Source organism: Pseudomonas sp. BN102 (assembly GCF_029871245.1).
Classification (GTDB): domain Bacteria; phylum Pseudomonadota; class Gammaproteobacteria; order Pseudomonadales; family Pseudomonadaceae; genus Metapseudomonas.
Genome location: NZ_SSON01000036.1, coordinates 53,065 through 78,838 on the forward strand (window position 1 = coordinate 53,065; position 25,774 = coordinate 78,838).

Sequence of the window (25,774 nt, forward strand, 5' to 3'; positions counted from 1 at the left end):
TTCAGGCTCCCTGGCGCTGCCAGCGTTCGTGGGTCTGGCGACCGTCCAGGCCCAGCAGCGGGCCATACATTTCCGGGCGGCGATCACGGTAGATGCCCCAGTTCAGGCGCTCCTCGGCCATGGCGGCGAGGTCGAGCCGCTGCACCAGCACACCGCTGCTGTCGCGGTCGGCTTCAGCCAGCAGCTTGCCCTTGTGGTCGGTGATGAAGGACGAGCCGTAGAAGCGCATCCGCAGATTGGGGTCGGTGGTCGCCACCTCTTCGCCGACGCGGTTGGCGGCGATCACCGGCAGGATGTTGGCGGCGGCATGGCCACGCTGGGCCAGTTGCCAGTGATCGCGCGAATCCAGCCCGTCGGCGCCCGGCTCGGAACCGATGGCAGTCGGATAGAGCAGCACCTCGGCCCCCATCAGCGCCAGGCAACGGGCCGTCTCGGGGAACCACTGGTCCCAGCAGATGCCGACGCCGATTCGCCCGAAGGCGGTATCCCAGACTCGGAAACCGGTATCGCCAGGGCTGAAGTACTCCTTCTCCTGGTAACCGATGGCGTTGGGGATGTGGGTCTTGCGGTACACACCGAGCAGGCGGCCGTCGGCATCGGCCACCGCCAGCGAGTTGAAGAACGCATTCCCGGCACGCTCGAACCAGCTCAGCGGCAGCACCACTCCCAGCTCCCGGGCGAGGTCGGCGAAGCGCTTGAGCACGGCGCTGCGGCCATACTCCTCGGCCAGCGCCAGGTGCTTATGGTCCTGCTCGATGCAGAAGTACGGGGTGGCGAACAGCTCTTGCAGCAGGATCAGTTGCGCGCCCTTTGCGGCGGCCTCGCGCACCAGACGCTCGGCCTCGTCGAGGTTGCTCTCCAGGTCCCAGCTGCAGGCGAACTGGGTGGTGGCGACGGTCAGCAGGCTCATGGCTTCACCCCGTTCAGCGGCCAGGCCGGCTGTTGCTGGGTGATGCAGTGCACGCCGCCGCCGCCATGGGCCAGGTGGTTGATCTGCACGGGCACCACTTCCCGTCCCGGGAAGGCCAGGCGCAGGGTCGCCGCCGCCTCGGCGTCGGCGGCAATGCCATAGGCCGGCATGATGATGGCGCCATTGGCAATGTAGAAGTTGGTGTAGGACGCGCAGAACACCTCGGCGTCCTGGTCCACCGCTTCGCTGGCCTCGAACAGCTCCAGCATCTCGAAGCGCCGCCCCTGGGCATCGGTGGAGAGTTCCAGGGCACGACGGTTCTCGCGCACCACTTCGGCGTATACCGAGGACTGGTCACGGGTGGCGTCCACCAGCAATGCGCCAGGCCTGGCGAAGGCGCACACGCCATCGACGTGGCCGTCGGTCATGTCGCCGGTGACATGGTCCGGATCGCCCGGCAGCCAGATGGTCTTCTTCACGCCCAGCAGGCGCGAGAAGATCTCCTCCATCTCGGCCTTGCTCATGCCGGGGTTGCGGTTGCCGTTGAGCAGCACCGATTCGGTGGTGATCAGTGTGCCTTCGCCATCCACGTGGATGGCGCCGCCCTCGTTGGTCAGCACGGTATCGAAGCACTCCAGGCCAAGGCCGTTGAGGATGCGCCGCGCCAGGCTCTCGTCCAGGTCGAAGGCGGACTTGCCGCCCCAGGCATTGAAGCGCCAGTTGACGCCGGCTGTGCCGAGGCGCGGATGGCAGACGAAGCTCGGGCCGGAATCGCGGCACCAGCTATCGTTGATCGCCAGTTCGACCAACTCGATGTTCGGCCCGCAGAGCTCTCTGGCCCGTGCCGCCGCCGAGGAGTCGACGACAATTTTCACCGGTTCGAAGCGGGCGATGGCATTGGCCACGCGGGCGAAGTCCACCTGCACGTCGGCCAGGGTCACGCCCCAACCGGTTTCCCAGAGTGCCTGGTTGTGCGGAAAGGCCATCCAGGTGGCGGCGTGCGGGGCCCACTCGGCGGGCATGAGCCAGCCGTTCTGCGCATCATTGATCTGCATAAAAATGCCTTCAGTTAAGATTTTGTTATCACTGATAACCGAGGCCCCGGTCGTGACGTGCATGCTAGGCCTGTAAATACATGCCAACAAACGATAGATTTTGCGGACTTCTGATTAGGCAGACTTATCAATCATGCTGAAACACTGGCCACCGCTGAACGCCCTGCGCGGCTTCGAAGCCGCCGCCCGCCTGGGCAGCTTCCACAAGGCGGCCGAAGAGCTGCATCTCACCCAGTCGGCCATCAGCCAGCAGATCCGCAGCCTGGAAAGCTTTCTCGAACAGCCGCTGTTCTTCCGCAACGGCCGCAGCGTGGCGCTGACCGACGCCGGTTTCGACCTGCTCAGCACCACCCAGTCGCTGTTGCAGCAACTGGCCGTGGGCATCCGCCGCCTGGAGCAATACCGCAAACCGAACCAACTGGTGGTCAACACCACCCCGGCCTTCGCCCGCCACTGGCTGGTGCCGCACCTGGCGGACTTCCACAGGCGGCATCCGCAGGTCGATCTGTGGCTGCTGACCACCGATGAGGCGCCGGACATGGCGACCCAGACCATCGACATCGCCGTGCGCGACGACCTCAGCGCCCAGGCCGAATGCAGCTTTCGCGTACTGCTGGAGGATCGCCTCTACCCCGCCTGCCACCGGAGCGTGCTCGAGCAGGAGGCCAGCGCACGAACCACCCTGCACGGCGAACGCGAGATGGACTGGAGCCACTGGCAGGTACAGGGCGGTATAGATGTCGGCCAGCAGAGCCAAGGCCTGAATTTTTCCGACCCCGGCCTGCTGCTGGATGCCGCCAGCCAGGGACTGGGCATCGCCCTGGTCAGCCAATTGCTGGCGGGCCGCGCCCATGGCCAGGGCCTGCTGGTGCCGATGGCGGAACAACGAGTGCGCGGGCCGAACTGGAGCTGGCTGGTGCACCGCGACAGCCAGGACGACCCGCTCACCCGCAGCTTTTGCGACTGGCTGCTGGAACGCTTCTCGGCGATGGATCAGCACAGCTGAACCTTCGGCCAACTCGCCGTCGTTCGAAGACGCCGCCGTGCTGGACTTCTTCGAGAAATCGCACGCCACCTTGCCGCCGCGGAAAAGGCCGCCGGGGTGAAGCACCACGTCGTCTTCTCAGTGGTGGGCACCGAGCGGATGCTGGAGAGCGGCTACTTCCGGGCCAAGATGGCCCAGGAGAAGCTGATCAAGGAATCCTGCGTTCCCTATTCCATCCTGCGCGCCACGCCGAACTCGTCGGAGATGCCGTTGCCGCCCAGCATGTCGCGGGCCATGCGGGCGATATCCAGGGCCTTGCCGCAGGCGTTGCGCTTCATGATCGCGGTGATCTCCGCCGCCGCGGTGCCTTCGTCCTTCATTTGAACTTGGGAAACCACGTCCTCAGGGCGTGGTTTCCCAAGTTCAAATGAAACGCAAACGGACCACAGACATAACCGACTGGGCCCCGTCGGCGAAAATGCTGCAAGTCACGATGGTGTGACGCGACACCAATACGTAAGCAATGGAGACACGTTGGCCTTGATCAGTCCGACGCCATCAGTCATGCGCTACACCAACTCCCAAGCCGGAAACTACAGAATCCGTGCCACTCCAGGGGGCGTCTGATTCGTTCTTAAGCTTTAACATAACACATGTTGCGTTAATTAATTCACGCTGCTAGTCTCCCCGGCATCCGAGAGAAACCCTCAGAGGAGACAGCACCATGAACGACGCACTGCGCACGGCGTTTCGGGAAGACGGGGCGGTCCTGATCAAGGGGCTGCTGGACCAGGAGCAACTGGCCCGTTGCCGAGCGGCTTTCGACTGGGCCGTGGAGAACCACGGTCCCCACGCTACCCGGATGTTCAATGGAACCGAGCAGCAATCCCACGTCGACAACGCCAATCCGCTTGCGAAGGAGCGGCTCGATGACTTGGTTTCGTCCCTGCCGTTCGGCCAGCTGTTTGCCGACCTCTGGGGTTCGGAGAATGTCTGGTACTTCGCTGAGGAGGTGTTCCTCAAGGCCGGTGGACACGGCTCCCGCACACTCTGGCACCAAGACACGTCCTACCTGCCCTGGGCCGGCAACCACTGGGGCAACGCCTGGATCAGCTTCGAGTCCGTTCCCCGGAAGAATGCGCTGGAGATCATCCGCGGCTCCCATCGCGGCACCCGCTACGACGGCACCACTTTCCGCGACCCCAACGATCCGACCCAGCCCCTGCATGGCGGCGGCGCCCTGCCCCGACTCCCGGATGTCGAAGCCGAGCGCCGGCTGAACCCTGACGCCTACGAAATTCTCTCCTGGGCCACCGAGCCCGGGGACGTGGTGCTGCTGCACCCCGGCTCGCTCCACGGTGGCGCGCCGGTCGACGCGGATTTTCCGGATCGTCACACCTTCGTCTTCCGCTTCTTCGGCGACGACGCCACCTTCCAACCGCTACCGGAGCACAGCGATTCGGGCTACCCGAGACAAGGCGTCCTGTTCACGGAGCAGCTGTCGACCCTGAGCGCCGGCGAACCCTTCCGCCACCCGACCTTCCGCCAACTCGTATGAAAGGAGCGCCGCCGATGAATGCCCAGAACCTGAAGCGACAGTCCATCAATCCGCCTCCGACCCAGGTGTTCTACGACAACTTCCACTTCTCCCAGGCCACCCGCGTGGGCGACATGATCTGGGTATCCGGCCAAGTCGGAATCGACGCCACCATGACGCCGGGCAAGGATGTCGAAGAGCAGGCGCATCTCGCCTTCCAGGGCTTGAGGAATGTGCTCGAAGCGGCCGGCGCAACACTGGCCGATGTGGTCGAGCTGATGACCTTCCATACCGAGCTGCAGGGTGATATGCAGGCTTTCGCGCAGGTCAAGGACCAGTACTTCCCCGATCGCTATCCCTCCTGGACCGCAGTAGGCATCTCGCAACTGGCCCTGCCCGGGCTGCGCCTGGAGATCCGCGCGGTGGCTGTGGCAGGTTGCGGAAACGCCTGACCATTCCCCTAAAACGTTCCTAACAACCCGCATAAGGACTTTCCATGGCCACCCTGACCGTGAGCTACCCCCTGACCACCGACTCTACCTTCGACCGGGACTACTACCTGTCAGCCCACCTGCCTCTGGCACAAGCCGCTTGGGGCGAGTTCGGCCTGCAATCGGCAGAAGTCCTTTTCCCGGCTTCAGGCGCGCAGCCCCTGGCCGGGATGGTGATCCTGCGATTCGTCGACCAGGCGGCAATCGATGCAGCCCTCACCTCGCCGAAGACGCTGGAAGTGCTCGGTGATGTTGCCAAGTTCACCAACATCACACCGGTGATCTTCCGCGCCAACGACTGAGGCGGCCATCGCCAGGGTGACCCGATGCATCGGCGGTCACCCCTGCGCCCCCGGAGTGCTTTATTCCAATAATTTCCCTATGCTGGGCCTCGCACCAACCAGTCGCTGCAGCCGGGCAGCGACTCTTCAAACTGACCTGACGACCTTCCAGAGCCCCCATGTCCGACGCCAAAGCCCGCCCTCAACCCGTATCCCAACGCACGAGTGAAAGCGAGTCCGAACCCGTCGCGCGCCGGGGCCGGCCTGTCGGCGACCACAACGCCAAGCGGGCCGAACTGCTGGCGGCCGCGATCGCGGTGATTGCACAGGAAGGCTACGCCGGGGCCTCGATGCGCCGGGTAGCGCAACATGCCGGATGCACGACCGGCGCCGTGACCTACTACTTCGCTAACAAGGAAGAAATGGTGGGCGCCGTGGCGCAAAACCTGTTCGACAGGGTGGACGCGCTACTGGAAATCAATCGCGAACAGCTCGATATCAAGTCGCTTATCGAGCAATGGCTGGAATGGATCAGTTCCGACGAGCCGGACAACTGGCTGGCCTGGCTGCAACTGCTGACCCACGCCCGTCACGAGCCGGCTTTCGCCGGGATCATCAAGCAGCGCTACACACGCTTCCGCCAAGTGTTCACCTCGGTGCTGGAAGAGGGACAGAACCAAGGCAAGATCCGCGACGATATCCCCGCCGATCTGCTGGCCGACCAGGTCAGCGCCATCAGCGACGGCTGGCTGATGATGCTACCGATCGAACCAGAGCGTTTCAGCGCGGAACGCGGCCAGGCCCTGCTCAATGCGCTGATCACCCTGATTTCCCCTCCCAAGGCCACCAAGCGCCCGTCCAAGGCCAAGGCCGCCGCACAGTAATCCGCACACCGACGGGCCCCGCGCCGGGTCCGTCTGCTCAGCCTCTCCCCTCTCCCATTTCCCCCCCCTCCTCCCCCTCTTCAATACGCCTCGCGACCGAGTGCCCCCGGTTGCCTGCACGCGCCCGCAGCTTTTTTCTTTGCACGAAATCGAAACTCATGTATTTTGCATAACACATGAAATAATAAATAAAACACAACCATGTGGTGAGGGCGAGGATGGACCTGGGAACCAAGGAACTATCGCTGTCAAAGGGGGCAACCCCCCCTCGTTGCGGCCATTGGGGAAGGCCAGCCTGCATCAGGCTGCTGATGAGTATCTGGTTGACGCTCATGGCGGTACAGGCAAGCGCGGCGGACGTCGTACGGGTGCACAACTGGGCTGAGTACATCGACCCGGAAGTCCTCCGTGATTTCGAACGGGATACCGGCATCAAGGTGGAGTACAGCCAGTTCGCAACGGCGGCCGAACTGGAGGCGGACCTGGTGTCTGGCAAGCGCTTCGACGTCATCGTCCCCACCGACTTCCAGCTTGAGCGATTGATCAAGGCGCATCAACTGCTTGAACTGGACCGGACGAAGTTGCCGAATCGGGCCGAGGTGAGCGACGAATTGCTCGCCAAGCTCTCCTCGAAGAACCGAGCCGATCGCTACGTCGCGCCCTACATGTGGGGTATTGCCGGACTCGTCATCCATGAACGGGCGGCCGCTCGGGCATTGCAGGCGCCGGTGGCTAACAGTTGGAGCCTCCTGTTCGACCCCGCCAGCGCCAACAGGTTGAAATCCTGTGGCGCTGTCCTGCACAACGAACCGGAGCAGACCCTTTCTCTATACCTCAACTACCGCGGGAAGAACCTCCGCAGCCAGAGCGCACGAGGCATCGAGAAGGCCACTCGCGAGATCAGCGACCTGGGTATTCCCTTGGGCCCGGCCAGCTTCGCCGATCTGGTGAGCCAGCTTGCCGAAGGTCGGATATGCGCGGCCATCACCTGGAATGGCATAGCCTCCATGGCCAACCAGAAAGGCGAACTCCGATTCCACATTCCGCAGGAGGGCGGGCTGATGTTCATCGATAGCCTCGCCATTCCAATCAATGCCCCCAGCAAGGCACTGGCCTACCGCTTCATCGACTACATGCTGCAACCCGGAAATGCGGCACGCAACGCCAGGGCCACGCACTTCACCCCCAGCCTCGACCTGACCCGGGAGCGCAACCGGCGCCTATTGCCGGAGATCACCCTACCGAGCCAGGAGGAAAGAAGACGCCTGTTCTTCCTGGAACGGTTGAGCGACTCGCAGAAGCGAGCAGTCGATGCGGCCTGGTCGCATCTGGATGGGCGCGACCCCACGTAAACGCGCCCCATAGACGGAGTCCCTGAACAACGCGCCTCTGAGCTAAGCGCTGCACTACTTCGCCGATGACGCCGCAGTGGTCGCGCCAGTCGCCGCGGGCGCAAATACCATCGGATACGTCGACAAGGCCGTCACCGACAAGGTGAAAGTGCTCTTCAGCTTGCCCTAGCCTCGTCCACAAGCCACCACGCCAAGGCATGCGCCTGGCGTGGCCCCCCTGCCCTTCACACGTCCTGCCATTCTTCCCTTTGCACCGTACCTGTTGTGAGTTATTTTACGTAACTATGGTTATTTTAATTAAAACAACAGAATTGACCGAGGCGAAGATGGATTCAGATAGCAATGAGTTGTCGTTGTCGGCGCGCCAACGGCGCCTGCTCCTGCAGGCGATAGGAAGCGCGACCCTGGTCGGAGGGATAGCGCTCAGCGGACGAGCCACGGCCCAGGTACTGCGGGCGGGACAGGATGCGGTTCTCGACGTTGTCATCATCGGCGCAGGGTTGGCAGGCCTGACGGCGGCGCGAGACTTGCAACGCGCGGGCTGCGAATCCTTCGCCGTGCTGGAAGCAAGAGATCGGGTGGGTGGACGCACGTACAACCACGACCTGGGCAACGGCGTCATCTCCGAAGCCGGTGGCCAATGGATCGGCCCGGGCCAGACCGCCATCTTCGACCTGGCCCGCGAGCTGGAGGTGGACACCTTCCCCACCTATTACCAGGGTAAGAACGTTTATCTGGTGGGTGGCGCCAAGTACGAGGAAGACCTCTCCAGCGGCCAGAGCGCCAGTTCACCGATCGTGGAAGAGCTCAATCGACTGGCGCGGGGTGTTCCCAGCAAGGCTCCCTGGACAGCGACGAATGCGGCTGCCATCGACAAGCTCTCGGTGGGGCAATGGCTGGCGCAAAAAGGAATCAGCAACGAGCAGCGGCTCAGCTTCGATGCCTCCATCGGACTGACCACCGGCACGCCTCCCTCGAACCTGGCGCTATTGCATTACCTATCGCTCGTCAATTCCGCCGACTGCAGCATGGAGAAGTTAGAAGGGTTCAAGGGCGGCGCCCAGGAAACCCGCTTCGTCAGCGGTTCTCAGGTCCTCTGCACGCGAATGGCAGAAGCTTTGGGCGACAAGCTCAGGCTGTCGTGCCCCGTGCGCCGAATCGTTGGCTGGGACCGCGATGTCGTCGAACTCCACACCGACCAGGGCATCCTTCGTACCCGGCAGATCATCGCAGCCCTTCACCCGGCACTGTGCAATCAGATCGTATTCGACCCGCCGCTTCCCGATGGGCGCGCGCAGCTGCAACGCCTCTGGCCGTCCCACGCCCCCATGCGCAAGACCGTGCATGTCTACAAGCGCCCGTTCTGGCGCGAACAGGGCTTGAACGGGCAGATCACCCAGGCCGACGGGCCGCTGATCCTCTCCTACGACAACTCGCCACCCGATGGCAGCGTTGGCGTCCTCAGCGCCTTCGTCAGGACCGCCCAGCTACCCCACGACGCCCAGCGCGCGGAAAGCACCCTTTCCGCCATCTATGCGCAGGTCCTGGGTACGGAAGCGCTACAGCCCACCCAGTTCCACGACCACGACTGGGGCAAGGTCGATCCCTGGACCCTGACCTGCGTCGCCTCGATTCCGCCTGGCTTCCTGACGAAATGGGGCCAATACCTTACCCCCCCAGTGGGCCGCCTGATCTGGTCCGGCACCGAAACGGCCGATATCTGGGCCAGTAGCATGGACGGCGCGGTGCGCTCCGGTCACCGGGCCGCGCTGGAGGCACTCCAGGCGCTGGCAAAAGCTGGGAGGGGAGCATGATGAAACGAGCATTTCTGATCGGCGCCGCAACCGTAGCGGCGGGTCTCACAGCGGCGGCAGCGGTGGTCGGACCTGAACTGTTGGCGGGCTATCGCTTCATGGATGCCCTCGACCGCTACTACGCCGGCTACGAGGCCAACGGCGGCGCCTGGCCGCAGATCCAGGATTCCTGCGCGCTCTGCCATGGTGTCAACGGGCAGCCCCGCGATGGGCAGTACGCGGCCCTTGCAGGCCAGCCAGCCCCTTATATCGAAGCCCAGCTGCACGCCTTCGCCCAGGGTCGCCGCCACAGCGCGCAGATGGGCCCACTGGCGGCGAACTTGAGTGATAAGCAGATCAAGGCCCTGGCGGACTACTTCTCCCGCCAGGCAGCGGACACGACTGAGGTTCCCGAGCGGGGCAACGCCCTGACGCAGACCGGCCAGGCGACTGTCGCCGCCAGGGGATGCATCGCCTGCCACGGCGAGAACCTCTCTGGCGGTCCCCTCGGTCCGCGAATCGCAGGCCAGGGCGAGGGCTACCTGCTGGACCAGTTGAAGGCCTTCAAGCAGGGCCAGCGTCAGGACCCCACCCAGGCCATGAACGCCATGGTCAGCACACTCACGGATGACGAACTCAAGGCCACCGCTCATTACCTCGCCGGATTGGCACCGGCGCAAGCCAAGGCCACCCGGTAACCCGAAGCCCCCACCACTGGCGGGCAGGGACGCTCGCCTTCACCCCCTCCTCCACGCTCCCCTTTGAAACGCTCCGCCACGCTGAAACCAGCATGGTTTCGCTTCGCTCGCGGAACGCCGCCCGCCCGTCTCACGTGCTGCTCACGTAGGTTGTTGCCTAGCGCAGTGGGGCCCAACATTGCTGGCCGTCTCCCGCTGCCCCGCTCGTTGGGTTTCGCTTCGCTCTAGCGGAACGCCGCCCGCACCAACCTACAAAAGAACGTGGTCAGGGCATGTTTCGCCCGCTCATAAAAAAGCCGCCCACAAGGGGCGGCAAAGGTCACGGGCTTAGGGGCCGTGGACAAAGCAATAAACAGTCTTCAACGCGCCGCCAGCAGCGCGCCCTGCTCCCGAGAACGCCCCAGCGCGCCGTAGGCGTAAAACAGCTGGATCATCGTGTAAGACCAAGTGGTCAGAGCGAAGATCATGAACAGCATCTTGTCATCGTCGCCCGGGATCGGGAAAAGGTCATAGACGATCGCCACAGCCAGGGCGGCCGCGGCCCCCACCGCCGTAGCCATGGCGTGCAGGCCCTCGCCGACACGTATAAGCCGCCAGGTGAAATAGGCGAGATAGACCGTGTAGCACGACCACATGAGCACGTAGAAGTACGGCAGCGGCTCGCGAACGAAGTCAGCCAGGACAAGCACGAATGTGGCGGCGAAGGACGCTGCGAATATCATGACATCCTTGAGAGGCGATGGCTTGTAATTATGAGTGACCGCCATCAGACCAAGCGTGGCGACAATCGGAATACCGAAACCACGGGAGAAAGCATCGAGAAAGAACGAGATGCTGTAGTTAACCTTCCATTCGGTGAAGAGGTAGATAAGAAGATTCGATCCGGAGAAGGCAACGATCAGCCACTCGAAACCGAGCAGATAATTCCGCTTCTTAAGAAATTTGATGCCGAAAGTCACACCGGAAAGTACTAACAGCAGGCACGAGAGAACACCTAGAAGCTCTTTGATTTCCATCGCAATAGTCTCGATCAAATACCGAACTTAAAAAGTCACTTCGCTGCAGGGGCCAACGCCGCGAGATAGTGGGAAAGTGCCTGACGATCATCCGCGGACAAGGTCGAGACGATGGCTGTCATCGCGCCCGTCGAATCCTTGCGCCTCCCTTCCGCAAAGGCATTCAGTTGGGCCAGCAGGTAGTCATGCCCCTGTCCGGCCAACCGCGGGAACTGGTCGCGCCCCATCAGTCCTTCACCGTGACACGCCGCGCAGCCTCCGTTCAACACCAGCTTCTGCCCCTTCTCCCGCAGCACGGGATCAGCCTTGAAGGAGCTGTTTTGCGCAGCCGACTGCTTGGCGAAGTACGCCGCCAACTGCTGGACGTCGGCCTCGCTCAGGGTCATAGCCAGCGGCCCCATGTTCGGATTGGCCCGCGCGCCACTGGCGAAGTTACGCAGTTGGTTGGCCAGGTAGGTAGCAGGTTGACCAGCCAGGCTGGGATACCCCTGATGCTGCGACTTGCCTTGAACACCATGACAACCTACACAGGCATCGCTCAGTCGTGGCCATGGGCCGCCGTCGGCTTCCTTGGCCTCTGTGGAAGTGCTGATGTGGTCCATCAGACGATAGAGATCGAGGGCATCACGGCCGTAGAAAGCCAGCAGCCCAGCAAGGACCACGACTACAGCCAGCGCTATCAACTTCTTCATCTTCTTCTCCTATACCCGACGCAGGGCGTTGAGCGCCTGCAAGGCACTCTGGTGGCCCGAACGCACAGCGCCATCCATGTAGCCGGCCCAGATGTCAGCGGTCTCGGTACCGGACCAGATCAGATTGCCGCAGGGTGGTCGCAGCGCCTCGCCATGGGTGGTCCAGAAGCCCGGCGGGATGGCCGATACGCAGGTAAGCGTCCAGGGATCGTCACGCGCCCAGTCCTGGTCGTGGTACGCCACGGGATGCAGCGCCTCGTCGCCCCACGCCTTGGCGAAGATTTCCGTCAGCGTGCGCTTGGCCGTTTCCGGGTCCGAAGGCAGATTGGCGTTGGAGAGGAAGGCATTGATGATGCCGATCTCGCCATTGGGCGGCGAGTTGTCCCAGGCCCAGATCACGGAGCCGTCAAGCATCATGATGTGTCCGTTCAGGCCCTTGTCGCGCCAGAACGGCCGGGAATACACCATGGCCATCTTGCGTGCCGGCGAATGTGCGGGCCAGGCACGTTGCAGTGCTGCACGCGCCGCCGGCAGGGCCGGCTCGAACTGCACCTGGTTGCACAGGGCCGGATGGATGGCCACGATGACCTTACGCGCGCGAATTGCCCCCTGGTCCGTGTGCAGGGTCACGACCTCGCGATCCCAGTCGGAAATCTTCCGCACCGGGCACTGCAAACGCAGCTTATCGCCCAATTGCTCGGCCATCTTGATGCTGAGGATCTGCGAGCCGCCAACGAAACGCGTGCCTTGCGCGCTGTCCTTGATCGAGTCGAGTTTTTCGTAGTCGCAACCGGCCGAATTGATCATGGACAGGAAATGCAGCAGCCCCATTTTGGCCGGGGTGACGCCACCAGTCAGCGTCATGCTGGCATCCCAGCCAGACCGATCCTCCGGCTTGATGTTTTGCTGGGCCAACCAGTCTCCGACCGAGAGCTTGTCCAGCTCAGCAGCCCTGGGGGATTTCCAGGGGGCCCCCGAGGGGACTTCGCGAGACATCTCGCTCAGCTTGCCAGCCACGGTCATGTCGGTGCCGAAGGTTCCTTGAAAATCGACTTCCAGCCGACCGTCACCGCCGATGACGACCGTGCGTCCATCGTAGAACGTCGGGAAGGTGCCAACCTCCAGCTGACGCGCGAGGTCTTCAACGGCGGTCTGACCAGGCCCGATCCACTGACCACCAACTTCCGAGACGTAACCATTCACCTCGTAATTGAGGGTACGCCCCCCTACTCGATCCCGCGCTTCCAGAACCAGGAAGGACTGGTTGCCGGCCAGTTGCAGGTCACGGGCGGCGGTCAGACCGGCCAGCCCCGCACCGATAATGACGACATCCAGCACGTCGTCCTGCACGGTCGACACCATCGCGTCACCTGACGTCTCGCTGGCATGCGCCAGCCCCGTGGTCAGGCCGAACCCACCAATCGCTGCAGTGGCACCCGCCAGCTTCAGCAACTGCCGTCGCTTGAGATCGAGAGAAGAATTTGAGTTGGGCTTGTTCGCCATACTCGTAGCCTCACGTATTTTTTATTGAAGTCGTCGTTCTTGTTACGGCATGGGAAAGACGGCAGCGAACAGCCAAAAATGGCCGGCGATGGCATGCCGCGAGATTCACCGGGGCGTCCCGGCGATCGATGTGCTTATTGGAATTCAACGAACCTCGGGGCCTGGCCCTGGGGTTCACCCTGTGGCGAGGATGAAGGTCGATCGGCGCAGCAACTGCGTGCCGAACAGGATCATCCACATCGGGAAGATCAGGACGACCAGGACCAGAAGGGCCGCCGAGAGTCCGGTCAGCTGCGGGAAGAAGCCGGCCAGGAAGAACAGTCCGAAGCACCAGCCGACGACGCTGAGGGGCAGCAGCACCGACCGGCCCCAGCCCGCGCGCTTGAGATGGCCACCGACCACCAGGCCCCAGAACAGCACCACGGGCCCCTCGCACCACCACAGGCCTTGCTGGCTGCCGACAGCGATGCTGGTCCAGATGACTTCCGCCGCCTTCGCGGCTTCACCACCCGCCGCATGAGCGTCGGCCAGCGGGTTCAGCACGGAAAGTTGCAGGGCTGCGCCGATGACACCCAGGGCCACGTAGAGGGCGATGGCGAGCACAGCGATATCCCCAAGGGTGCCCGCCTCTTCACGAAAGACACTCCAGAGGTAGCCGCCGATCACCAGCACCGGCAGATAGAAACCGAGAATGTCGGCGAGCATGGACAGCCGGAAAAACTCTCGAATCTCTGCCGGGAACGCCAGCATCGCCGCACCGTCCAGTGAAACGGTCATATCACCCTGGGTGACCATCAGCATGAAGCCGACATTCAGGTAGGCAAAGATGCCGCCCAGAATCGCGGTCCAGGCGGTGACGCGCACTGCCTCTTTTGAGTTGTTATTCATCATCGCTCCGCGCAAGCAGAAATGTTGTGTTCGGAACTGTGCGGATATTCCCGCGACGTCAGTTCCGGTTCTCGGTCAGTTAGCGGCGCCGCCCTGCACCTTACGATTCACCCAGTTGTCCATCAGGTTCGCCGCCCCCAGCGCCAGCTTGACGGCGCACCACTGCAAGGGCTCAGGGAGGGTCGAGGGCGTCTTGTGGCGCAACGCGGCCAGCAGAGGATGCTCGACACCGCCAATTCGCTCGGCGAGCAGGTAGCCCATCAACGATTGGGTGGCGACGCCGTGCCCGGAACACCCGGCGGTATAAATGACGTTCTTCTGGGCGCCGGTCTCACCAACAACCGGCAGCGCGTCATAAGCCATGCTGACGTACCCGCTCCAACTCGACTGGATGCCGAGGCCGCGCAAGGTTGGGAAGCGATCGTTCAGCGCCACCGCCAACTCTCGATAAGCGACTTCATCCGGCACATTCGGGGTTTGCGAGCCATACGCATAACCGAGCCGTTTCGTTGTGATGACCAGCGTGTTGCGAGCGGTCAGACGATGGCTCTCCATCGTCCAGTGCGAGGTGATCAAGCCTTCCCTGCCCGACCAGCCCAGCGAGGTCAGTTGCGCTGCCGACAGGGGTTCCGTCTCGATCGCCGAGACCCGTAGCGGTACCACCTTGTCCCTTAGAAGGCCGAGCTGCGGGGTGTAGGCGTTTGTGGCTAACACAACATAGGGCGCGCTCGCGGTGCCCCGCCTGGTCGCACACCTGATGGTCGGACCTTCGCTGTAGGACAGCAGCGGCGTGTTCTCGTAGAGCTTCACACCGGCCCGGAGCGCCGCGCGCCGCAGCCCCATCACGTACTTGCCGGGGTCCAGGGTGCCGCCATGCTGCTGGGCATAACCGAACAGGAAGGCTGGCGGGATACCGCGCGCGCGCATGTCGGCATGGTCCAGGAACTGCGTCGTGGAGCCGAGCTCCAGACCAAGCTCCATGGCCTTGCGCATTTTCTTTTCCTGAGAGGGATGAACGCCGACGCGAATATTTCCTGATCGGTTGTAGTCGCAGTCGATGCCGAGCTCGTCGAGCCTGCGTTCTACGTAGGTAACCCCCTCGTCATAGAAGCTGACGATCTTCCGCGCCTGCTCAATGCCGACGCGGTTGACGAAGAACTCGAACTCGATTCCCAGGCTGCCACCGAGATAGCCCGCATTGCGCCCACTCGCGCCGAAGCCGGCAAATTCTTGCTCGAGGACGATGACCTTCGCACCGAGAGCAGTCAGCTCCAATGCAGTAGACAGTCCAGCAAAGCCAGCGCCGACCACGATCACATCGGTGCTGACATCGCCCTCCAGCTCTGGCTGCATGTCAGCCGGCCTCTCCACCCACCCACCGAGTCGACGAAAGTTCCCGACTCCACGGCTGGTCTTGTTTTCCGCGTCTCGACGAGTTGCTGACATGAAGTGCCCTCCTATCGGCTCAGGATGTGAACTGCAACGGCGCCTTCCTCGACCCCGATGAGGCCACCGCCGTTCTCCTGGATTGCATGGCGCGCGCCCTCGACCTGCCGGGAACCCGCCTCGCCACGCAGCTGAGTGGTCAGCTCGTAGAGTTGGCCGATGCCGGTCGCGCCGAGCGGGTGCCCCTTGGACTCCAGGCCGCCGGACGGGTTGATCGGAATCCGGCCGCCCACAGTGAAGTCACCGCGCTCGGCACAGACCCCGCCCAGCCCCAGGGGCGCCAGCCCGAGGTTCTCCGCCTGGATGATCTCGCCCATGGCGGACGCATCGTGAACCTCGGCGACATGCATGTCCTGCGGCCCCAGGCCGGCGATCTCATAGGCCTGCAGCGCGGCTAGGTGGCTGACGTGCTTCTCCGGCTCGTCGATGCTCCGCAGGGTAAAGCTGCGGATCACGCTGGCGGCGATCTTCACGCAGCGCCGGGGGTCGGCGCCGATCCGCTTCAGACCGGCCTCGGTGCAGATGATCGCGGCGGCGGCGCCGTCGGTCATGGGTGCGCACATCGGCAGGGTGATCGGGTAGGTGATCGGCGGCGCCGCTAGCACTTCCTCGATGGTGAAGGGCTTGCGGAACTGGGAGTACGGGTTGTGCACCGAGTGGTTGTGGTTCTTCGCGCACACCGCCGCGATCTGCCTCTGGGTGGTGCCGTAGGTCTTCATGTGCCAACGGCAGAAGCCGGCGTAGATGGACATGAAGCGGCTGTACGGACGGTCGGACTCCGAGCCGGGCGGCGGCACGACGCCGTCGCCCATCTTCGACAGGATGGCGAAGTTCTCCTCGGTGCGGGCGACGTCCCACCCTGCTTCGAACAGGGCGAAGGACTTCGCCTTGTCGGCCACCACCATCTTCTCGCAGCCCAGGGCCAGCGCCACATCGGTAGCGCCTGCGCGCAGGCTCTGCACTGCCAGGTGAACGGCGGTGCTGCCCGAAGCGCAAGCGTTCTCGACGTTGTAGGCCGGCACCCCTTCGATGCCGATCTTGCTCATGATCACCTGCCCCGGGATGGACAACTGGCCCTGCAACGCACCGTTGGTAATACCGGCATAGAAGACGGCACCAATGTCGGAGCGCTGCGCGCCGGAATCCGCCAAGGCGCCGTTGAGCGCCTCCAGGGCCAAGTCCTGGAGGCTGCGATCCGGATGACGACCGAACTCGGTCATGGCAATGCCGGCAATGTAAATGGGTTCCATCAGAAGACTCCTCGACTTCAGATCTGCCGGTTGGCGCCTTGCCAATAACGGGCACGCAGGTCTTTCTTGAGCACCTTGCCCACCGGGCTGCGTGGCAGCGCCTCAATGACGTCCACCGACTTCGGCGCCTTCACCGAACCCAGCTTTTCCTTGCACAACGCAATCAGTGCGTCGGCGTCGACAGTCTGTCCCTCGTTAAGCTCGATAACCGCCTTGACCGCCTCACCCCATGTCTCGTCGGGCACGCCGATCACCGCGCAGTCACGTACGGCAGGATGGCTCCAGAGCACCTGCTCAACCTCGCTCGGGTACACGTTGAACCCGCCCGAGATGATCATGTCCTTCTTGCGGTCGGTGATGTGCAGGTAGCCGTCGGCATCGATGTGGCCGATATCGCCGGTATGCAGCCAGCCATCGATGAGAGTCTCCGCCGTTTTCTGCGGATCCTTGTAGTAGCCCTTCATGATCAGGTCGCCGCGTACACAGATCTCACCCGTTTCGCCCTGGGCGAGAATCTCGTTGTCGTCGTTCATGATCTCCACGCGGACCAGGGGGTTGGGGCGCCCAACAGAAGACAGCCGCTCATCGCTGGCCACTTCGCCATTCACGAAGTGCTCGCCCGGCGTCAGGTGCGCGATCGCGCCCGGCGCCTCGGTCTGCCCATAGCCCTCCATCATGACCGGGCCGAAGACCTCGATTGCCTTGCGCAACTTCTCCACCGACATCGGTGCGGCGCCATAGAGGAAGTAGCGAAGCGAAGAGAAGTCGACCTTCTTGTTCAGTTCGGGAATATCCAGCAGCCGGTAGATGACCGTTGGCGGCAGGAAGAACTCCGTCACCCGGTATTGTGGGATCGCCGCCAGCAGCAGTTGCGGTTCCGGCTTGGTGATGACCACAACCGCGCCGCCCCTGGCCGTGCAGGGCATGGACAGCATGCCGGCGGTGTGGGTCATCGGCGCTGCCGCCAGGTTCACCGGCCGGATATTGGCGGGATACGGCGTGTTGATCATGAAGTGCGCAAAGCTGGTCTGCACGCTGCGATGGGTGTTCATGACGCCCTTGGGCAAGCCCGTGGTGCCACCCGTAGGTCCGAGCCAGATCACATCGTCCGGATCGACGGCGACACGTGGATCGGTCGCCGGCTGTTGCGCGATGAATTGCTCCAGCGATTCGGCCCCCTCCACTTCGCCATCTATGCAGACCCACTGACTGATCTTCGGCAACTGCGGCCGCAGGGTAGCAATGGTCTCGGCAAATTCGCGCTGGAAGAACAGGATCTCGCAATCGAACGCGTCCAGTACGTAGCGGTTCTCCTCGGGCGCGTTGCGCGCGCCCACCGGAATCCAGCACAGGTTGGCGCGCCACAGACCCAGGGCACAGAGCCAGGCGGTTACATCGTTGGCTGCCCAGACCGCGCCCTTCACCCCGGACGCGAATCCACTGGCCAGCAGTGCGTTGGCGATGCGGCAGGACATTTCCCCCGCTGCGGTAAAGCTCGTGACCACGCCGTCCTGGATATAGGCAGGCCCCTGCGGATTGACCCGCCAGCCACGGTCAAAGAAATCAATGATTGCCATCTTGGTCACTTCACAGCTGGGTGATGGTTGCGCGAGCCAGGCCGCGCTGCTCGAGGAAGCCGAGCATGTAGCGGTGCCCGAAGGCCTTGGAGGACGAGGCAAAGCCGACTTTGGCAACGTCGTTGTCCAACAGCTTGACCGCTGCAGCCGCGTGCAGCGCACCGGTGGCGATGTAGGGGGTGATGCCATGCACGGTGGCACGCACCGCCGACAACTGACCGCGACCGATGGCGAAATCCACGGTGCGCTGCAGGGTGCTGCGCTCGCGCGGCGGCATGCTCGGGGTGGTGGAGTCCACCAGGTTCTGAATCACCGCGTCCTGCTGCTCCTTCGGCAGGTGTTTGTATTCGGCTTCCCACTTCTGGCCCAGGGCATGGACGGTCCTCATCACCGGGTTGTCGTAGAAGCCCACGCAGGACATGCAGCTGCGTACGCGCCCGTCATTCTGGAAGTAGATCGGCAGCGAGGTGCCACCCCAAGGCAGGCAGAACACCGACTCAAGCAGGCTGGGGCAAACGACGTTGAAGCTGGAATTGGGCGCGTACGGAACCAGCTCCTTCTCCCACAGGTAGCCGCCCGGATGGCGGAAGCCTTCGAAGATGGTGGCGGTGGAACCTACGGTAACACCAGCGGCACCAGTACGCGGGCCACGGGTCAGGGTGGCGGTTTCCAGGGAGTCGACACCGGGGGTTTCCAGGGCCAGTTCGGCGGCGATCTCGGCGAAGGTGTACATGTAGGCCAACGAGGGCGACAGCAGCAGGCCGGCCTGGCGGTACAGCTCGCCGAACTGGTCGCGCAGGGCACGGATATGCTCCTGCTCACCGGCCGGGTCCAGGTAATGGCAGCCGGCTTTCAGAGCCGCCTCGGCGGTGGTCAGACCGAAATTGACGAACGGACCGACCGTGTTGCAGACCACTTTTGCGCCCTTGAAGACGGCAGCCAGGGCCTCGACCTCGTGCGGGCACTCGACGATCTCGTAGGTGGCCGACTCCAGGCCGACGACGCGTTGCGCCATCATCTCCTGGGCACGCTTGGCATTCCGGGCCACGGCAGTGAAGGGAATCTTCTGGTCAATCAGCCAGTCCATGGTGAGCATGCCGGTGTAACCACTGGCGCCATAGACAACGACAGGATATTTGGCCATTTGGGGTTCCTCGCTATTGTTCTTGGATGAATAGAGTCGGGTGGTTGAATCAGTTCTGGGCCCAGCCTTCGGCGTAGAGCTGCTGCGCAAGCAGCCCCAGACGCATGGTCAGGATGCGGTTCTCGCCGTCCTCGATCAGGGAGGACTGGGTGTCGCGCAGGAGTTTCTCGATGGGATATTCGAGGGTGGTGCCGTTGCCACCGAACAGGCGGAAGGCCTCCTCGACCACCGCCAGCGCTTCCTCGGTCACGGTGACCTTGGCAGAGGCCGTCGCGTACGGATGGGTCTGCGGCGACAGGCGCGCGAAGCTCAGTGAGCGACGGGCAACCGCTCGGGCGGTTTCGACACGGCGGAGCATTTCGCCCAAGCGCAGGCGGGTCATCTGGTGGTCGATCAGCATGCGGCCGCCCTGGCGGCGCTCATGGCAGTACTGCAGTGCGAGCTCGAAGGCTGCACGGGCGACGCCCGTGAACACTTGACTCATGTGGGTGCCGGCATAGGACCAGGAGGAGCTGACCGCACCGTAGTAGCCGTCTTTCTCGGCGATGGCGAAGCGACGCGGGACGCGCACGTCATCGAAGTAGATCTCACCCTGGGGCAAGGAACGCTGACCGATCTTCTCCAGGGGCTTGCCCTTGGAGACACCCTTGATATCCAGCGGGACGATCACAGCAATGCCATTGGGCAAACCATCCTCGCCGTAGAAACCGTCACCGTAGTCGGCGCACATCAGTCCGAATGCCACCTGCGCCACAGCACCGTTGGACACCCAGGCCGAGCTCTGGCCGTTGATGATGATCTCGTCGCCCACCACCTTCGCAGTCAGGTTGCCGATATTGGCCGGCGTGCCCACGGGCCAGTCGCGTTTGATATCGAGCAACTGGTTGTCGCTGCCGCGATCCGGCTGGGTGGCCATCCAGCAACCGATCCGCCCCTGGCATAGCTCGATCAGCTCGGCATTGCCCGCCGCGACGGCCATCTGCAGCGGGAAGCCGGCGCAACCCAGAGAGACGCCCAGACCGGCGTCGCCCCACCCCAGCTCTTCGCCGATCATGGATTCGATCCGCACCGCCATTTCCGGCGGTAGCTCCGCCAACAGCGCGGGGTCCAGCCCCAGCTTGGCGAACTCGCTGAACACCGAGTAGTAGGGAGAACCCGGCGCAGCCACTTCTTCGGCGGTCATCCGGTCCAGCTCGCGACCCAGCGGCCGCAGCACTTCCTTGGCGAAGCGATGCACCGAAGCCTGGATCGCTGCTTCTTCCTCGGAGAGAGGGGTTTCGAAACCGGACAGTCCGGCGGCCGGCAGGGTCAGGGTGGGCTTGAGATTAATCATCAGAGCGCCTCCGCCGATGCCGGTGTGCGACTCAGTGGGCGCTGCGCGCCCTGGCAGTTGGATTGAATAACGGGCGACTCAACGATCGATCCGCCGGGAAAACCGCAGCAGACGGCGAAGCCGTCGTTAGGACGGAAACCTGTCTTGAAGCTTTTCATACACGACCTCCTGGGGGGTCTCTTGTTGTTTTGCAGAACTGTAATCCTGTGCCAACTTTTACGCAACACTTGTTATGCAAAACACCTGTTACGTTACAAGCCGGACGACAGCCCCGGGGCGAACAATCGCCGTCTGCTGCAGGAAAGGAATTGAGTGGCGCCCTGCCCGTTCAGTGGATGGGCGGCATGGAGGCCATGGGTGGAGCGGATGGCGCAGCGCAAACGAAACCTGCCCGACAGCACGTACCGCTGCAGATTCAGGTCTCGGCATTCCCCGTGTGTGCCGACGCCCTTCCCTCTTGTCGGCGCTGCACCTTGATGAGCTGCCACGCAGCCCAGCACAGCTACAATTACTGCGGAGCCCCACCCGCTCTCCTCCCTCATGAATGGACGCCTGGCAGCCGTACGACTGGCGCCCTCGCCATCGCGCCGATTTTTCCGGCAGAGGATCCTGGAGATGACAGCGCTTCAGCTTCGCGATATCCGCGACCCGTTACCCGATCCCGAGCTCGACGGATACATCAGGCTGGCCGCAATCGCGTGCCAGGTGCCTATTGCCATGCTGACGTTCCTCGACAAGGAGCGGGAGTGGTTTGGCGCGAATCTGGGGGTGGCATCCGAGGAGGTGCCCCGGGCGCGCTCGTTGAGCGCCGTAGTGGCAGAGTCCAACGAACTGGTCCATGTGGAGGATGCCTCCACGAACGGACTTCTCCAGCACTGCGCCCTGGTAGCGGGGTCACCTTGTATCAGACTCTACGCCGGCGTCCCGCTCACCGTGGCGGAGCCAGACGTGATAGGAGTGCTTTCGGTAGCGGATACCGTGAAGCGCAGTCTCGATACCTTGCAGGTCGAAGCCCTCCGCTTGCTGGCCGGCCAGATCTCGAACCTGCTCCAGCATAGAGCCTCGCTGCGAATCCGACTGGAGGCAGCCAGCAAGGAGGCTGATGCACTCGATGGCCTGAGAGAGAGCCAACGCACGTTGCAGACCCTGGTCAGCAACCTCCCCGGCGTGGCGTATCGGAGCCTGAATGATGTTTCCTGGCGTCTTGAGGTCGTCAGCGAGGGCTGCCTGAAGCTCATCGGCTATTCCGCCGCCGAGCTCATCGAGGGGACCGTCAGGATGGTGGACATCATTCACCCTGACGACATTGCCTCGCTCAGGCGCAAGGTTTCCAGAGCCTTGAAGACCAGGACGCCCTACCAATCCACCTACAGAATCAGGACCGCAACGGGGCAGACCAAGTGGGTCTGGGACAAAGGCTGCGGCGTCTACTCCGCGGACGGAACGGTGCTCGCGCTGGAAGGCTTCATCACCGACATCACCGAGCAGAAGCAAGCCGAAGAATGCATCCGGAGAATGGCCTATTTCGATGAGCTGACAGGCCTGCCCAATCGCCTGTCCATGAGGGATGCCCTGAGTACGGCCATCTCCACCTCAGGCGACTCGCACGCCCCTGTTGCCCTGCTGCATGTCGAGGTCGACAACTTCCGTGAAATCAACGAGACGTTGGGCTACTGCGAAGGTGACCGGCTGCTGCAGGAGGTTGCGACAAGGCTGCGGGAGACGGTGGACGCCAGCGAAGTCGTCGCCCGTATTGCCGAATCCTCTTTCTCGGTATTGCTTCCAGGGATGGATGCCAGCCACGCGGTGCAAGCCGGCCGCAAGGTACTGGAAGCCTTGAGCACGCCATTCGGGCTGGACGCCCTGCTGGTGCCCGCTGACTGCAGCATCGGAATCACCCTGTTTCCGGGACATGGGATTGACCCTGATTCGCTGTTGCATCGCGCGAATGTTGCCCGTTATGGCGCCAGACGCAGTGCGGAAAAAGTTGCCGTATATGCAGGCGCGCTCGACAGTGACAACGCTCAGCGGCTGACCCTGATGACCGACCTGCGTCGAGCTATCGACGGCGACGAGTTACTCCTGATGTTCCAACCCAAGCTGCGGATGCATTCACGGCGGGTGAGCGGCGTGGAAGCGCTGGTGCGCTGGAAGCACCCTGAGCGGGGCCTGATGGGCCCAGGACAATTCATCGGTTTCGCCGAGAGCGCAGGCCTGATCACGCGGCTCACACATTGGGTACTGGCGGCTGCCGTTCGCGAAAGTCATGCCTGGCATGGCTCTGGCCACGCCGTGCCAATTGCAATCAATCTGTCGCCCCATGACATTCGAGACCGGCAGCTGTTCGAGCAGATCTCAAGAGCCCTGGAGACCTGGGGCGGCACACCGGACTGGATCCAATTCGAGCTGACTGAAAGCTGCATCATGGAAGACCTGTCAATCGCCCGGCAGGTCCTCACGCAGCTACGCGAAGCGGGCTTCAAGCTGTTCATCGATGACTTCGGAACCGGATACTCCTCCCTCGCCTACCTCCGGAATCTTCCGGTCGACTACATAAAGATCGACCAGTCATTCGTGAAGGACCTCGACAGCGACAGCGAGTCAGCGGCCATCGTGGAAACCATCATCAAGCTTGCCCACAGCCTGGGCATCGAAGTGGTCGCAGAAGGCGTCGAGTCGGATTCGACCATGGAGATGCTATCGAGTTGGGGTTGCGAGGAAGCTCAAGGCTACTGCATCAGCAAGCCGATATCCGGAAATGACTTCCAGTCATGGAGCAAGGCATTTGTATGAAAAGCGGTGAACAACGACCTTGCCGAGCTGCTAGATCGACCTTGAAGTCAGCATTTCCTGGATCTTCTGGGTGGCCTCCCGGGTCCGTGCCGCGAGCTTCTTCACCTCGTCAGCTACCACGGAGAAGCCACGCCCCACATCACCGGCTCGTGCCGCTTCGATGGCGGCATTGAGGGCAAGCATGTTGGTCTGGTCGGCGATACCCTTGATCACGCCCACGACTTGCGAAATCTGATCGTAGGTGGCTTGCATGCCAGACACCTCCCGCGCATGGATGGTTTCGGCCAACTTCTCGTCCGAGATGTCCCGTACGGCCCCGATGATGCGACAGAGCGTGCCATTGCAGTCCACGACACCCTGCCCCCTTTCCCGGTACCAGACCTCACCCCTGGATTTGTGCCTCATTCGGTACTCGACCGTATAGGGGACGGATAGGTCTCCCACGCGCAGGTATTCGGTGACCACCTTCACGACCTGCTTCAGGTCATCCTGATTCACGATGGAGAAGTACCCCTCCCAATCGTCGTTGAAATCCCGTTCCGAATAGCCCACTAGCTCGCGGAACTGCTTCGACCAGCGCAGCTGGTTTCCTGGATGTTCCGGGTCGCCGTCGACGATGAACAGCTCCCAGCAGACCTCCGTCAGTGCATTCCGGGTCACCTCCCAGACCTGCTCCTTTTCCCTGTACAAAGCCAACTGTTCATTCAGGCGGGACAGCGTCAGGTTGCGCGCCTCGATCTCGCGCTGCAGCTCCTGCATTTCGTCCCGGGCTGTTTGCAGACACGCCCTCAGGTCATGAACCAGGGTGCTTTCAAGCTCTTCCCGCGCCTGCTCACAGCCGGGAAGTTCCTGGAGACTGAGCCGTCGCGCCAGCACGTCGAAGCTGTCACTCAACCATGGATATTTCTCGATCAGCCCACCCTGGTAGTCGGGTACGGGCGAACCGTTCAACAAAGACGTAATTCGCGAGCTGACCTCTTCAGCCAGACGCTTCAGCTTTCTTCCGGAAAACATGGACCCTCCGCGAAAACAGTGGATTCCATCATTGGCTCGCGCGCAAAAAAAAGAAGGGGCCGAGCGCCGGGTCACGACGGGGCCCCAAAGGGTCACGCTCACACCTTGCTGCCGCCTCGCGCAGCGGCACGTGCCACTGGCAAGGCAGGCAATTTCTACATCACTGGGCCTGCACGGGGACCACTCCGCGCCGCGAGAACAGGACGGGACTGTCATTGGCGTCAAGCAGCGCAGCCGTCAGCGAAACCCCATCGGCCGTACGCTGCTCGTTGAAGCTCAGCCCGCCGTCGCTGCTGCGCACCATCAGCCCATCCAGGCCGACCACCACCACTTGCCGGCCTGATACCGCCACGTCGGTGATGGAGCTCTTGCTTTCAAGGGAAACTCGCTGCCATTGCTGCCCATCCGCCGACCCATGAAGCAGCGTGCCGCGCTGACCACCGACCAGAAGGCTCCCATCGGCCAGCACAGCACCCGACCACAGGGTGCCTTCGTAGCCGGTGTCCAGATAGCGCCAGCTTTTCCCCTGGTCATCGGAGCGCAACACCTGGCCACGTTCGGCAGTGGCATACAGGTTGCCGTGGTCGTCCGCGAAAAGTCCCATCAGATTGAGGTCGGCGCGGCTATATCCCTCCGGCGCTTGCAGCGTCTGCTCGGTCCAGGTCTTGCCACCATCGTCGGTGGTCAGAACCAGCGACCAGAGACCGACGGCCACGCCCTGCCGGGCATTGAAGAAATGCACCGCGAACAGCGGGCGATCTTCTTCGCTGGACAGGCGCTGGAGCTGCCAGGAGTCGCCGCCATCGCTGCTGTTCAGGATCGCCCCCCAATGGCCGACTGCCCAGCCTTGCTTGGCGTCGACGAAGCTCACCCCGGTGAGGGGTGAGGACAGCGGTACAGAGCCGGCCTGACGGAAACTCTTCCCGCGATCGTCGGACAGCAGCACCATGCCGTGATCGCCCACGGCGACCACACGTCCGTTGGCCCACGTAGCACCCAGCACAGTGGCCTGGGCGGCGTTGCTCGACGGGGCTGCCGGCACGGCCTCCAGCGCAGCGGCCTGCAGCGACGCCAGCGGTAGCACGGCAGCCAGCGCGGCCCCCAGGAGTGTATTCAGGTATCCCATGTTGCT

The 25,774-nt window shown here is 62.9% G+C and carries 23 protein-coding genes and 3 pseudogenes; 11 read left to right on the top strand and 15 right to left on the bottom strand.

What is annotated here, in order from left to right; all coding sequences use genetic code 11:
* Position 1: 1 nt before the first annotated feature.
* Both aguB and E8F12_RS05955 read right to left on the bottom strand, forming a co-directional pair.
* Complete coding sequence (gene aguB, locus E8F12_RS05950; RefSeq protein WP_280324357.1) at positions 2–910, bottom strand: N-carbamoylputrescine amidase; 909 nt, start codon at positions 908–910, stop codon at positions 2–4.
* Positions 907–1,965 carry an agmatine deiminase family protein gene (locus E8F12_RS05955; protein WP_280324358.1) on the bottom strand — a complete coding sequence of 353 codons (1,059 nt, stop codon included), beginning with the start codon at positions 1,963–1,965 and terminating at the stop codon, positions 907–909. Before E8F12_RS05955 ends, aguB begins: the two co-directional genes overlap by 4 nt.
* Before the next feature lie 133 nt (positions 1,966–2,098).
* Between E8F12_RS05955 and E8F12_RS05960 the strand changes: the two genes are divergently transcribed.
* Both E8F12_RS05960 and E8F12_RS05965 read left to right on the top strand, forming a co-directional pair.
* A complete protein-coding gene (locus tag E8F12_RS05960; protein ID WP_280324359.1) occupies positions 2,099–2,971 on the top strand; it encodes a LysR substrate-binding domain-containing protein in 873 nt (290 codons plus the stop codon).
* Between the two features lie 7 nt (positions 2,972–2,978).
* Positions 2,979–3,199: pseudogene (locus E8F12_RS05965) on the top strand (NmrA family transcriptional regulator); the annotation flags it as partial.
* Here the strand turns inward: E8F12_RS05965 and E8F12_RS05970 are convergent.
* Positions 3,190–3,333 (bottom strand): annotated as a pseudogene (locus tag E8F12_RS05970) (acyl-CoA dehydrogenase); the annotation flags it as partial. The pseudogenes E8F12_RS05965 and E8F12_RS05970 sit on opposite strands and share 10 nt — an antisense overlap.
* A 341-nt stretch (positions 3,334–3,674) precedes the next feature.
* Between E8F12_RS05970 and E8F12_RS05975 the strand changes: the two are divergent.
* From E8F12_RS05975 to E8F12_RS06005, 8 genes and pseudogenes are all read left to right on the top strand, one after another.
* A complete protein-coding gene (locus tag E8F12_RS05975) occupies positions 3,675–4,508 on the top strand; it encodes a phytanoyl-CoA dioxygenase family protein (RefSeq protein ID WP_280324360.1) in 834 nt (277 codons plus the stop codon).
* A gap of 14 nt (positions 4,509–4,522) precedes the next feature.
* Positions 4,523–4,939 (top strand): RidA family protein, encoded by a 417-nt coding sequence (locus E8F12_RS05980; protein WP_280324361.1) that lies wholly within the window; start codon positions 4,523–4,525, stop codon positions 4,937–4,939.
* A 44-nt stretch (positions 4,940–4,983) separates the two neighbouring features.
* Positions 4,984–5,280 (top strand): EthD family reductase, encoded by a 297-nt coding sequence (locus E8F12_RS05985; RefSeq protein ID WP_280324362.1) that lies wholly within the window; start codon positions 4,984–4,986, stop codon positions 5,278–5,280.
* Between the two features lie 158 nt (positions 5,281–5,438).
* A complete protein-coding gene (locus tag E8F12_RS05990; protein ID WP_280324363.1) occupies positions 5,439–6,143 on the top strand; it encodes a TetR/AcrR family transcriptional regulator in 705 nt (234 codons plus the stop codon).
* A gap of 218 nt (positions 6,144–6,361) precedes the next feature.
* Positions 6,362–7,495: an extracellular solute-binding protein gene (locus E8F12_RS05995; RefSeq protein WP_280324364.1), complete on the top strand. Its 1,134-nt coding sequence runs from the start codon at positions 6,362–6,364 to the stop codon at positions 7,493–7,495.
* Positions 7,496–7,556: 61 nt separating this feature from the next.
* Positions 7,557–7,664: pseudogene (locus tag E8F12_RS29925) on the top strand (phosphate ABC transporter substrate-binding protein); the annotation flags it as partial.
* Between the two features lie 157 nt (positions 7,665–7,821).
* Positions 7,822–9,309 carry an FAD-dependent oxidoreductase gene (locus tag E8F12_RS06000; protein ID WP_280324399.1) on the top strand — a complete coding sequence of 496 codons (1,488 nt, stop codon included), beginning with the start codon at positions 7,822–7,824 and terminating at the stop codon, positions 9,307–9,309.
* The gene (locus E8F12_RS06005) at positions 9,309–9,986 is read left to right on the top strand and encodes a c-type cytochrome (protein ID WP_280324365.1); all 678 of its coding nucleotides are present in this window, start codon (positions 9,309–9,311) and stop codon (positions 9,984–9,986) included. Before E8F12_RS06000 ends, E8F12_RS06005 begins: the two co-directional genes overlap by 1 nt.
* Positions 9,987–10,345: 359 nt before the next feature.
* Here E8F12_RS06005 and E8F12_RS06010 read toward each other — a convergent pair whose 3' ends face one another.
* The 10 genes from E8F12_RS06010 to E8F12_RS06055 all read right to left on the bottom strand — a co-directional run bounded on the left by E8F12_RS06010 (position 10,346) and on the right by E8F12_RS06055 (position 20,993).
* On the bottom strand, positions 10,346–11,002 hold the full coding sequence (locus E8F12_RS06010; protein ID WP_280324366.1) for a hypothetical protein: 657 nt from the start codon (positions 11,000–11,002) through the stop codon (positions 10,346–10,348).
* A gap of 35 nt (positions 11,003–11,037) precedes the next feature.
* Positions 11,038–11,694, bottom strand: a complete 657-nt coding sequence (locus tag E8F12_RS06015) for a c-type cytochrome (protein WP_280324367.1) — start codon at positions 11,692–11,694, stop codon at positions 11,038–11,040.
* Positions 11,695–11,703: 9 nt separating this feature from the next.
* On the bottom strand, positions 11,704–13,197 hold the full coding sequence (locus E8F12_RS06020; RefSeq protein ID WP_280324368.1) for an FAD-dependent oxidoreductase: 1,494 nt from the start codon (positions 13,195–13,197) through the stop codon (positions 11,704–11,706).
* 174 nt (positions 13,198–13,371) lie between these two features.
* A complete protein-coding gene (locus tag E8F12_RS06025) occupies positions 13,372–14,088 on the bottom strand; it encodes a hypothetical protein (RefSeq protein ID WP_280324369.1) in 717 nt (238 codons plus the stop codon).
* 72 nt (positions 14,089–14,160) lie between these two features.
* Positions 14,161–15,531, bottom strand: a complete 1,371-nt coding sequence (locus tag E8F12_RS06030; RefSeq protein WP_280324370.1) for an FAD-dependent oxidoreductase — start codon at positions 15,529–15,531, stop codon at positions 14,161–14,163.
* Positions 15,532–15,542: 11 nt separating this feature from the next.
* Positions 15,543–16,781, bottom strand: a complete 1,239-nt coding sequence (locus E8F12_RS06035; protein WP_280324371.1) for a thiolase family protein — start codon at positions 16,779–16,781, stop codon at positions 15,543–15,545.
* Positions 16,782–16,798: 17 nt separating this feature from the next.
* Positions 16,799–18,358, bottom strand: coding sequence for an AMP-binding protein (locus E8F12_RS06040; RefSeq protein WP_280324372.1), 1,560 nt, complete (start codon positions 18,356–18,358; stop codon positions 16,799–16,801).
* A gap of 10 nt (positions 18,359–18,368) precedes the next feature.
* Positions 18,369–19,502 carry a DUF5938 domain-containing protein gene (locus E8F12_RS06045; protein ID WP_280324373.1) on the bottom strand — a complete coding sequence of 378 codons (1,134 nt, stop codon included), beginning with the start codon at positions 19,500–19,502 and terminating at the stop codon, positions 18,369–18,371.
* 49 nt (positions 19,503–19,551) lie between these two features.
* Positions 19,552–20,835, bottom strand: coding sequence for an acyl-CoA dehydrogenase family protein (locus E8F12_RS06050; protein ID WP_280324374.1), 1,284 nt, complete (start codon positions 20,833–20,835; stop codon positions 19,552–19,554).
* A complete protein-coding gene (locus E8F12_RS06055; RefSeq protein ID WP_280324375.1) occupies positions 20,835–20,993 on the bottom strand; it encodes a hypothetical protein in 159 nt (52 codons plus the stop codon). The genes E8F12_RS06050 and E8F12_RS06055 overlap by 1 nt, the downstream gene beginning before the upstream one ends.
* Positions 20,994–21,450: 457 nt before the next feature.
* Between E8F12_RS06055 and E8F12_RS06060 the strand changes: the two genes are divergently transcribed.
* Positions 21,451–23,628 (top strand): EAL domain-containing protein, encoded by a 2,178-nt coding sequence (locus tag E8F12_RS06060; protein ID WP_280324376.1) that lies wholly within the window; start codon positions 21,451–21,453, stop codon positions 23,626–23,628.
* 30 nt (positions 23,629–23,658) lie between these two features.
* Here the strand turns inward: E8F12_RS06060 and E8F12_RS06065 are convergent, their stop codons facing one another.
* Together E8F12_RS06065 and E8F12_RS06070 are read right to left on the bottom strand one after the other, a co-directional pair.
* Positions 23,659–24,642, bottom strand: coding sequence for a PAS domain-containing methyl-accepting chemotaxis protein (locus tag E8F12_RS06065; protein WP_280324377.1), 984 nt, complete (start codon positions 24,640–24,642; stop codon positions 23,659–23,661).
* Positions 24,643–24,802: 160 nt separating this feature from the next.
* The gene (locus E8F12_RS06070) at positions 24,803–25,768 is read right to left on the bottom strand and encodes a YCF48-related protein (protein ID WP_280324378.1); all 966 of its coding nucleotides are present in this window, start codon (positions 25,766–25,768) and stop codon (positions 24,803–24,805) included.
* Between the last annotated feature and the right edge of the window lie 6 nt (positions 25,769–25,774).

What these genes read in the sequence shown, in the direction of transcription:
- aguB (WP_280324357.1), bottom strand. Translation starts at nt 910, where the DNA reads ATGAGCCTGCTGACCGTCGCCACCACCCAGTTCGCCTGCAGCTGGGAC.
- E8F12_RS05955 (WP_280324358.1), bottom strand. Translation starts at nt 1,965, where the DNA reads ATGCAGATCAATGATGCGCAGAACGGCTGGCTCATGCCCGCCGAGTGG.
- E8F12_RS05960 (WP_280324359.1), top strand. Translation starts at nt 2,099, where the DNA reads ATGCTGAAACACTGGCCACCGCTGAACGCCCTGCGCGGCTTCGAAGCC.
- E8F12_RS05975 (WP_280324360.1), top strand. Translation starts at nt 3,675, where the DNA reads ATGAACGACGCACTGCGCACGGCGTTTCGGGAAGACGGGGCGGTCCTG.
- E8F12_RS05980 (WP_280324361.1), top strand. Translation starts at nt 4,523, where the DNA reads ATGAATGCCCAGAACCTGAAGCGACAGTCCATCAATCCGCCTCCGACC.
- E8F12_RS05985 (WP_280324362.1), top strand. Translation starts at nt 4,984, where the DNA reads ATGGCCACCCTGACCGTGAGCTACCCCCTGACCACCGACTCTACCTTC.
- E8F12_RS05990 (WP_280324363.1), top strand. Translation starts at nt 5,439, where the DNA reads ATGTCCGACGCCAAAGCCCGCCCTCAACCCGTATCCCAACGCACGAGT.
- E8F12_RS05995 (WP_280324364.1), top strand. Translation starts at nt 6,362, where the DNA reads ATGGACCTGGGAACCAAGGAACTATCGCTGTCAAAGGGGGCAACCCCC.
- E8F12_RS06000 (WP_280324399.1), top strand. Translation starts at nt 7,822, where the DNA reads ATGGATTCAGATAGCAATGAGTTGTCGTTGTCGGCGCGCCAACGGCGC.
- E8F12_RS06005 (WP_280324365.1), top strand. Translation starts at nt 9,309, where the DNA reads ATGAAACGAGCATTTCTGATCGGCGCCGCAACCGTAGCGGCGGGTCTC.
- E8F12_RS06010 (WP_280324366.1), bottom strand. Translation starts at nt 11,002, where the DNA reads ATGGAAATCAAAGAGCTTCTAGGTGTTCTCTCGTGCCTGCTGTTAGTA.
- E8F12_RS06015 (WP_280324367.1), bottom strand. Translation starts at nt 11,694, where the DNA reads ATGAAGAAGTTGATAGCGCTGGCTGTAGTCGTGGTCCTTGCTGGGCTG.
- E8F12_RS06020 (WP_280324368.1), bottom strand. Translation starts at nt 13,197, where the DNA reads ATGGCGAACAAGCCCAACTCAAATTCTTCTCTCGATCTCAAGCGACGG.
- E8F12_RS06025 (WP_280324369.1), bottom strand. Translation starts at nt 14,088, where the DNA reads ATGATGAATAACAACTCAAAAGAGGCAGTGCGCGTCACCGCCTGGACC.
- E8F12_RS06030 (WP_280324370.1), bottom strand. Translation starts at nt 15,531, where the DNA reads ATGTCAGCAACTCGTCGAGACGCGGAAAACAAGACCAGCCGTGGAGTC.
- E8F12_RS06035 (WP_280324371.1), bottom strand. Translation starts at nt 16,781, where the DNA reads ATGGAACCCATTTACATTGCCGGCATTGCCATGACCGAGTTCGGTCGT.
- E8F12_RS06040 (WP_280324372.1), bottom strand. Translation starts at nt 18,358, where the DNA reads ATGGCAATCATTGATTTCTTTGACCGTGGCTGGCGGGTCAATCCGCAG.
- E8F12_RS06045 (WP_280324373.1), bottom strand. Translation starts at nt 19,502, where the DNA reads ATGGCCAAATATCCTGTCGTTGTCTATGGCGCCAGTGGTTACACCGGC.
- E8F12_RS06050 (WP_280324374.1), bottom strand. Translation starts at nt 20,835, where the DNA reads ATGATTAATCTCAAGCCCACCCTGACCCTGCCGGCCGCCGGACTGTCC.
- E8F12_RS06055 (WP_280324375.1), bottom strand. Translation starts at nt 20,993, where the DNA reads ATGAAAAGCTTCAAGACAGGTTTCCGTCCTAACGACGGCTTCGCCGTC.
- E8F12_RS06060 (WP_280324376.1), top strand. Translation starts at nt 21,451, where the DNA reads ATGACAGCGCTTCAGCTTCGCGATATCCGCGACCCGTTACCCGATCCC.
- E8F12_RS06065 (WP_280324377.1), bottom strand. Translation starts at nt 24,642, where the DNA reads ATGTTTTCCGGAAGAAAGCTGAAGCGTCTGGCTGAAGAGGTCAGCTCG.
- E8F12_RS06070 (WP_280324378.1), bottom strand. Translation starts at nt 25,768, where the DNA reads ATGGGATACCTGAATACACTCCTGGGGGCCGCGCTGGCTGCCGTGCTA.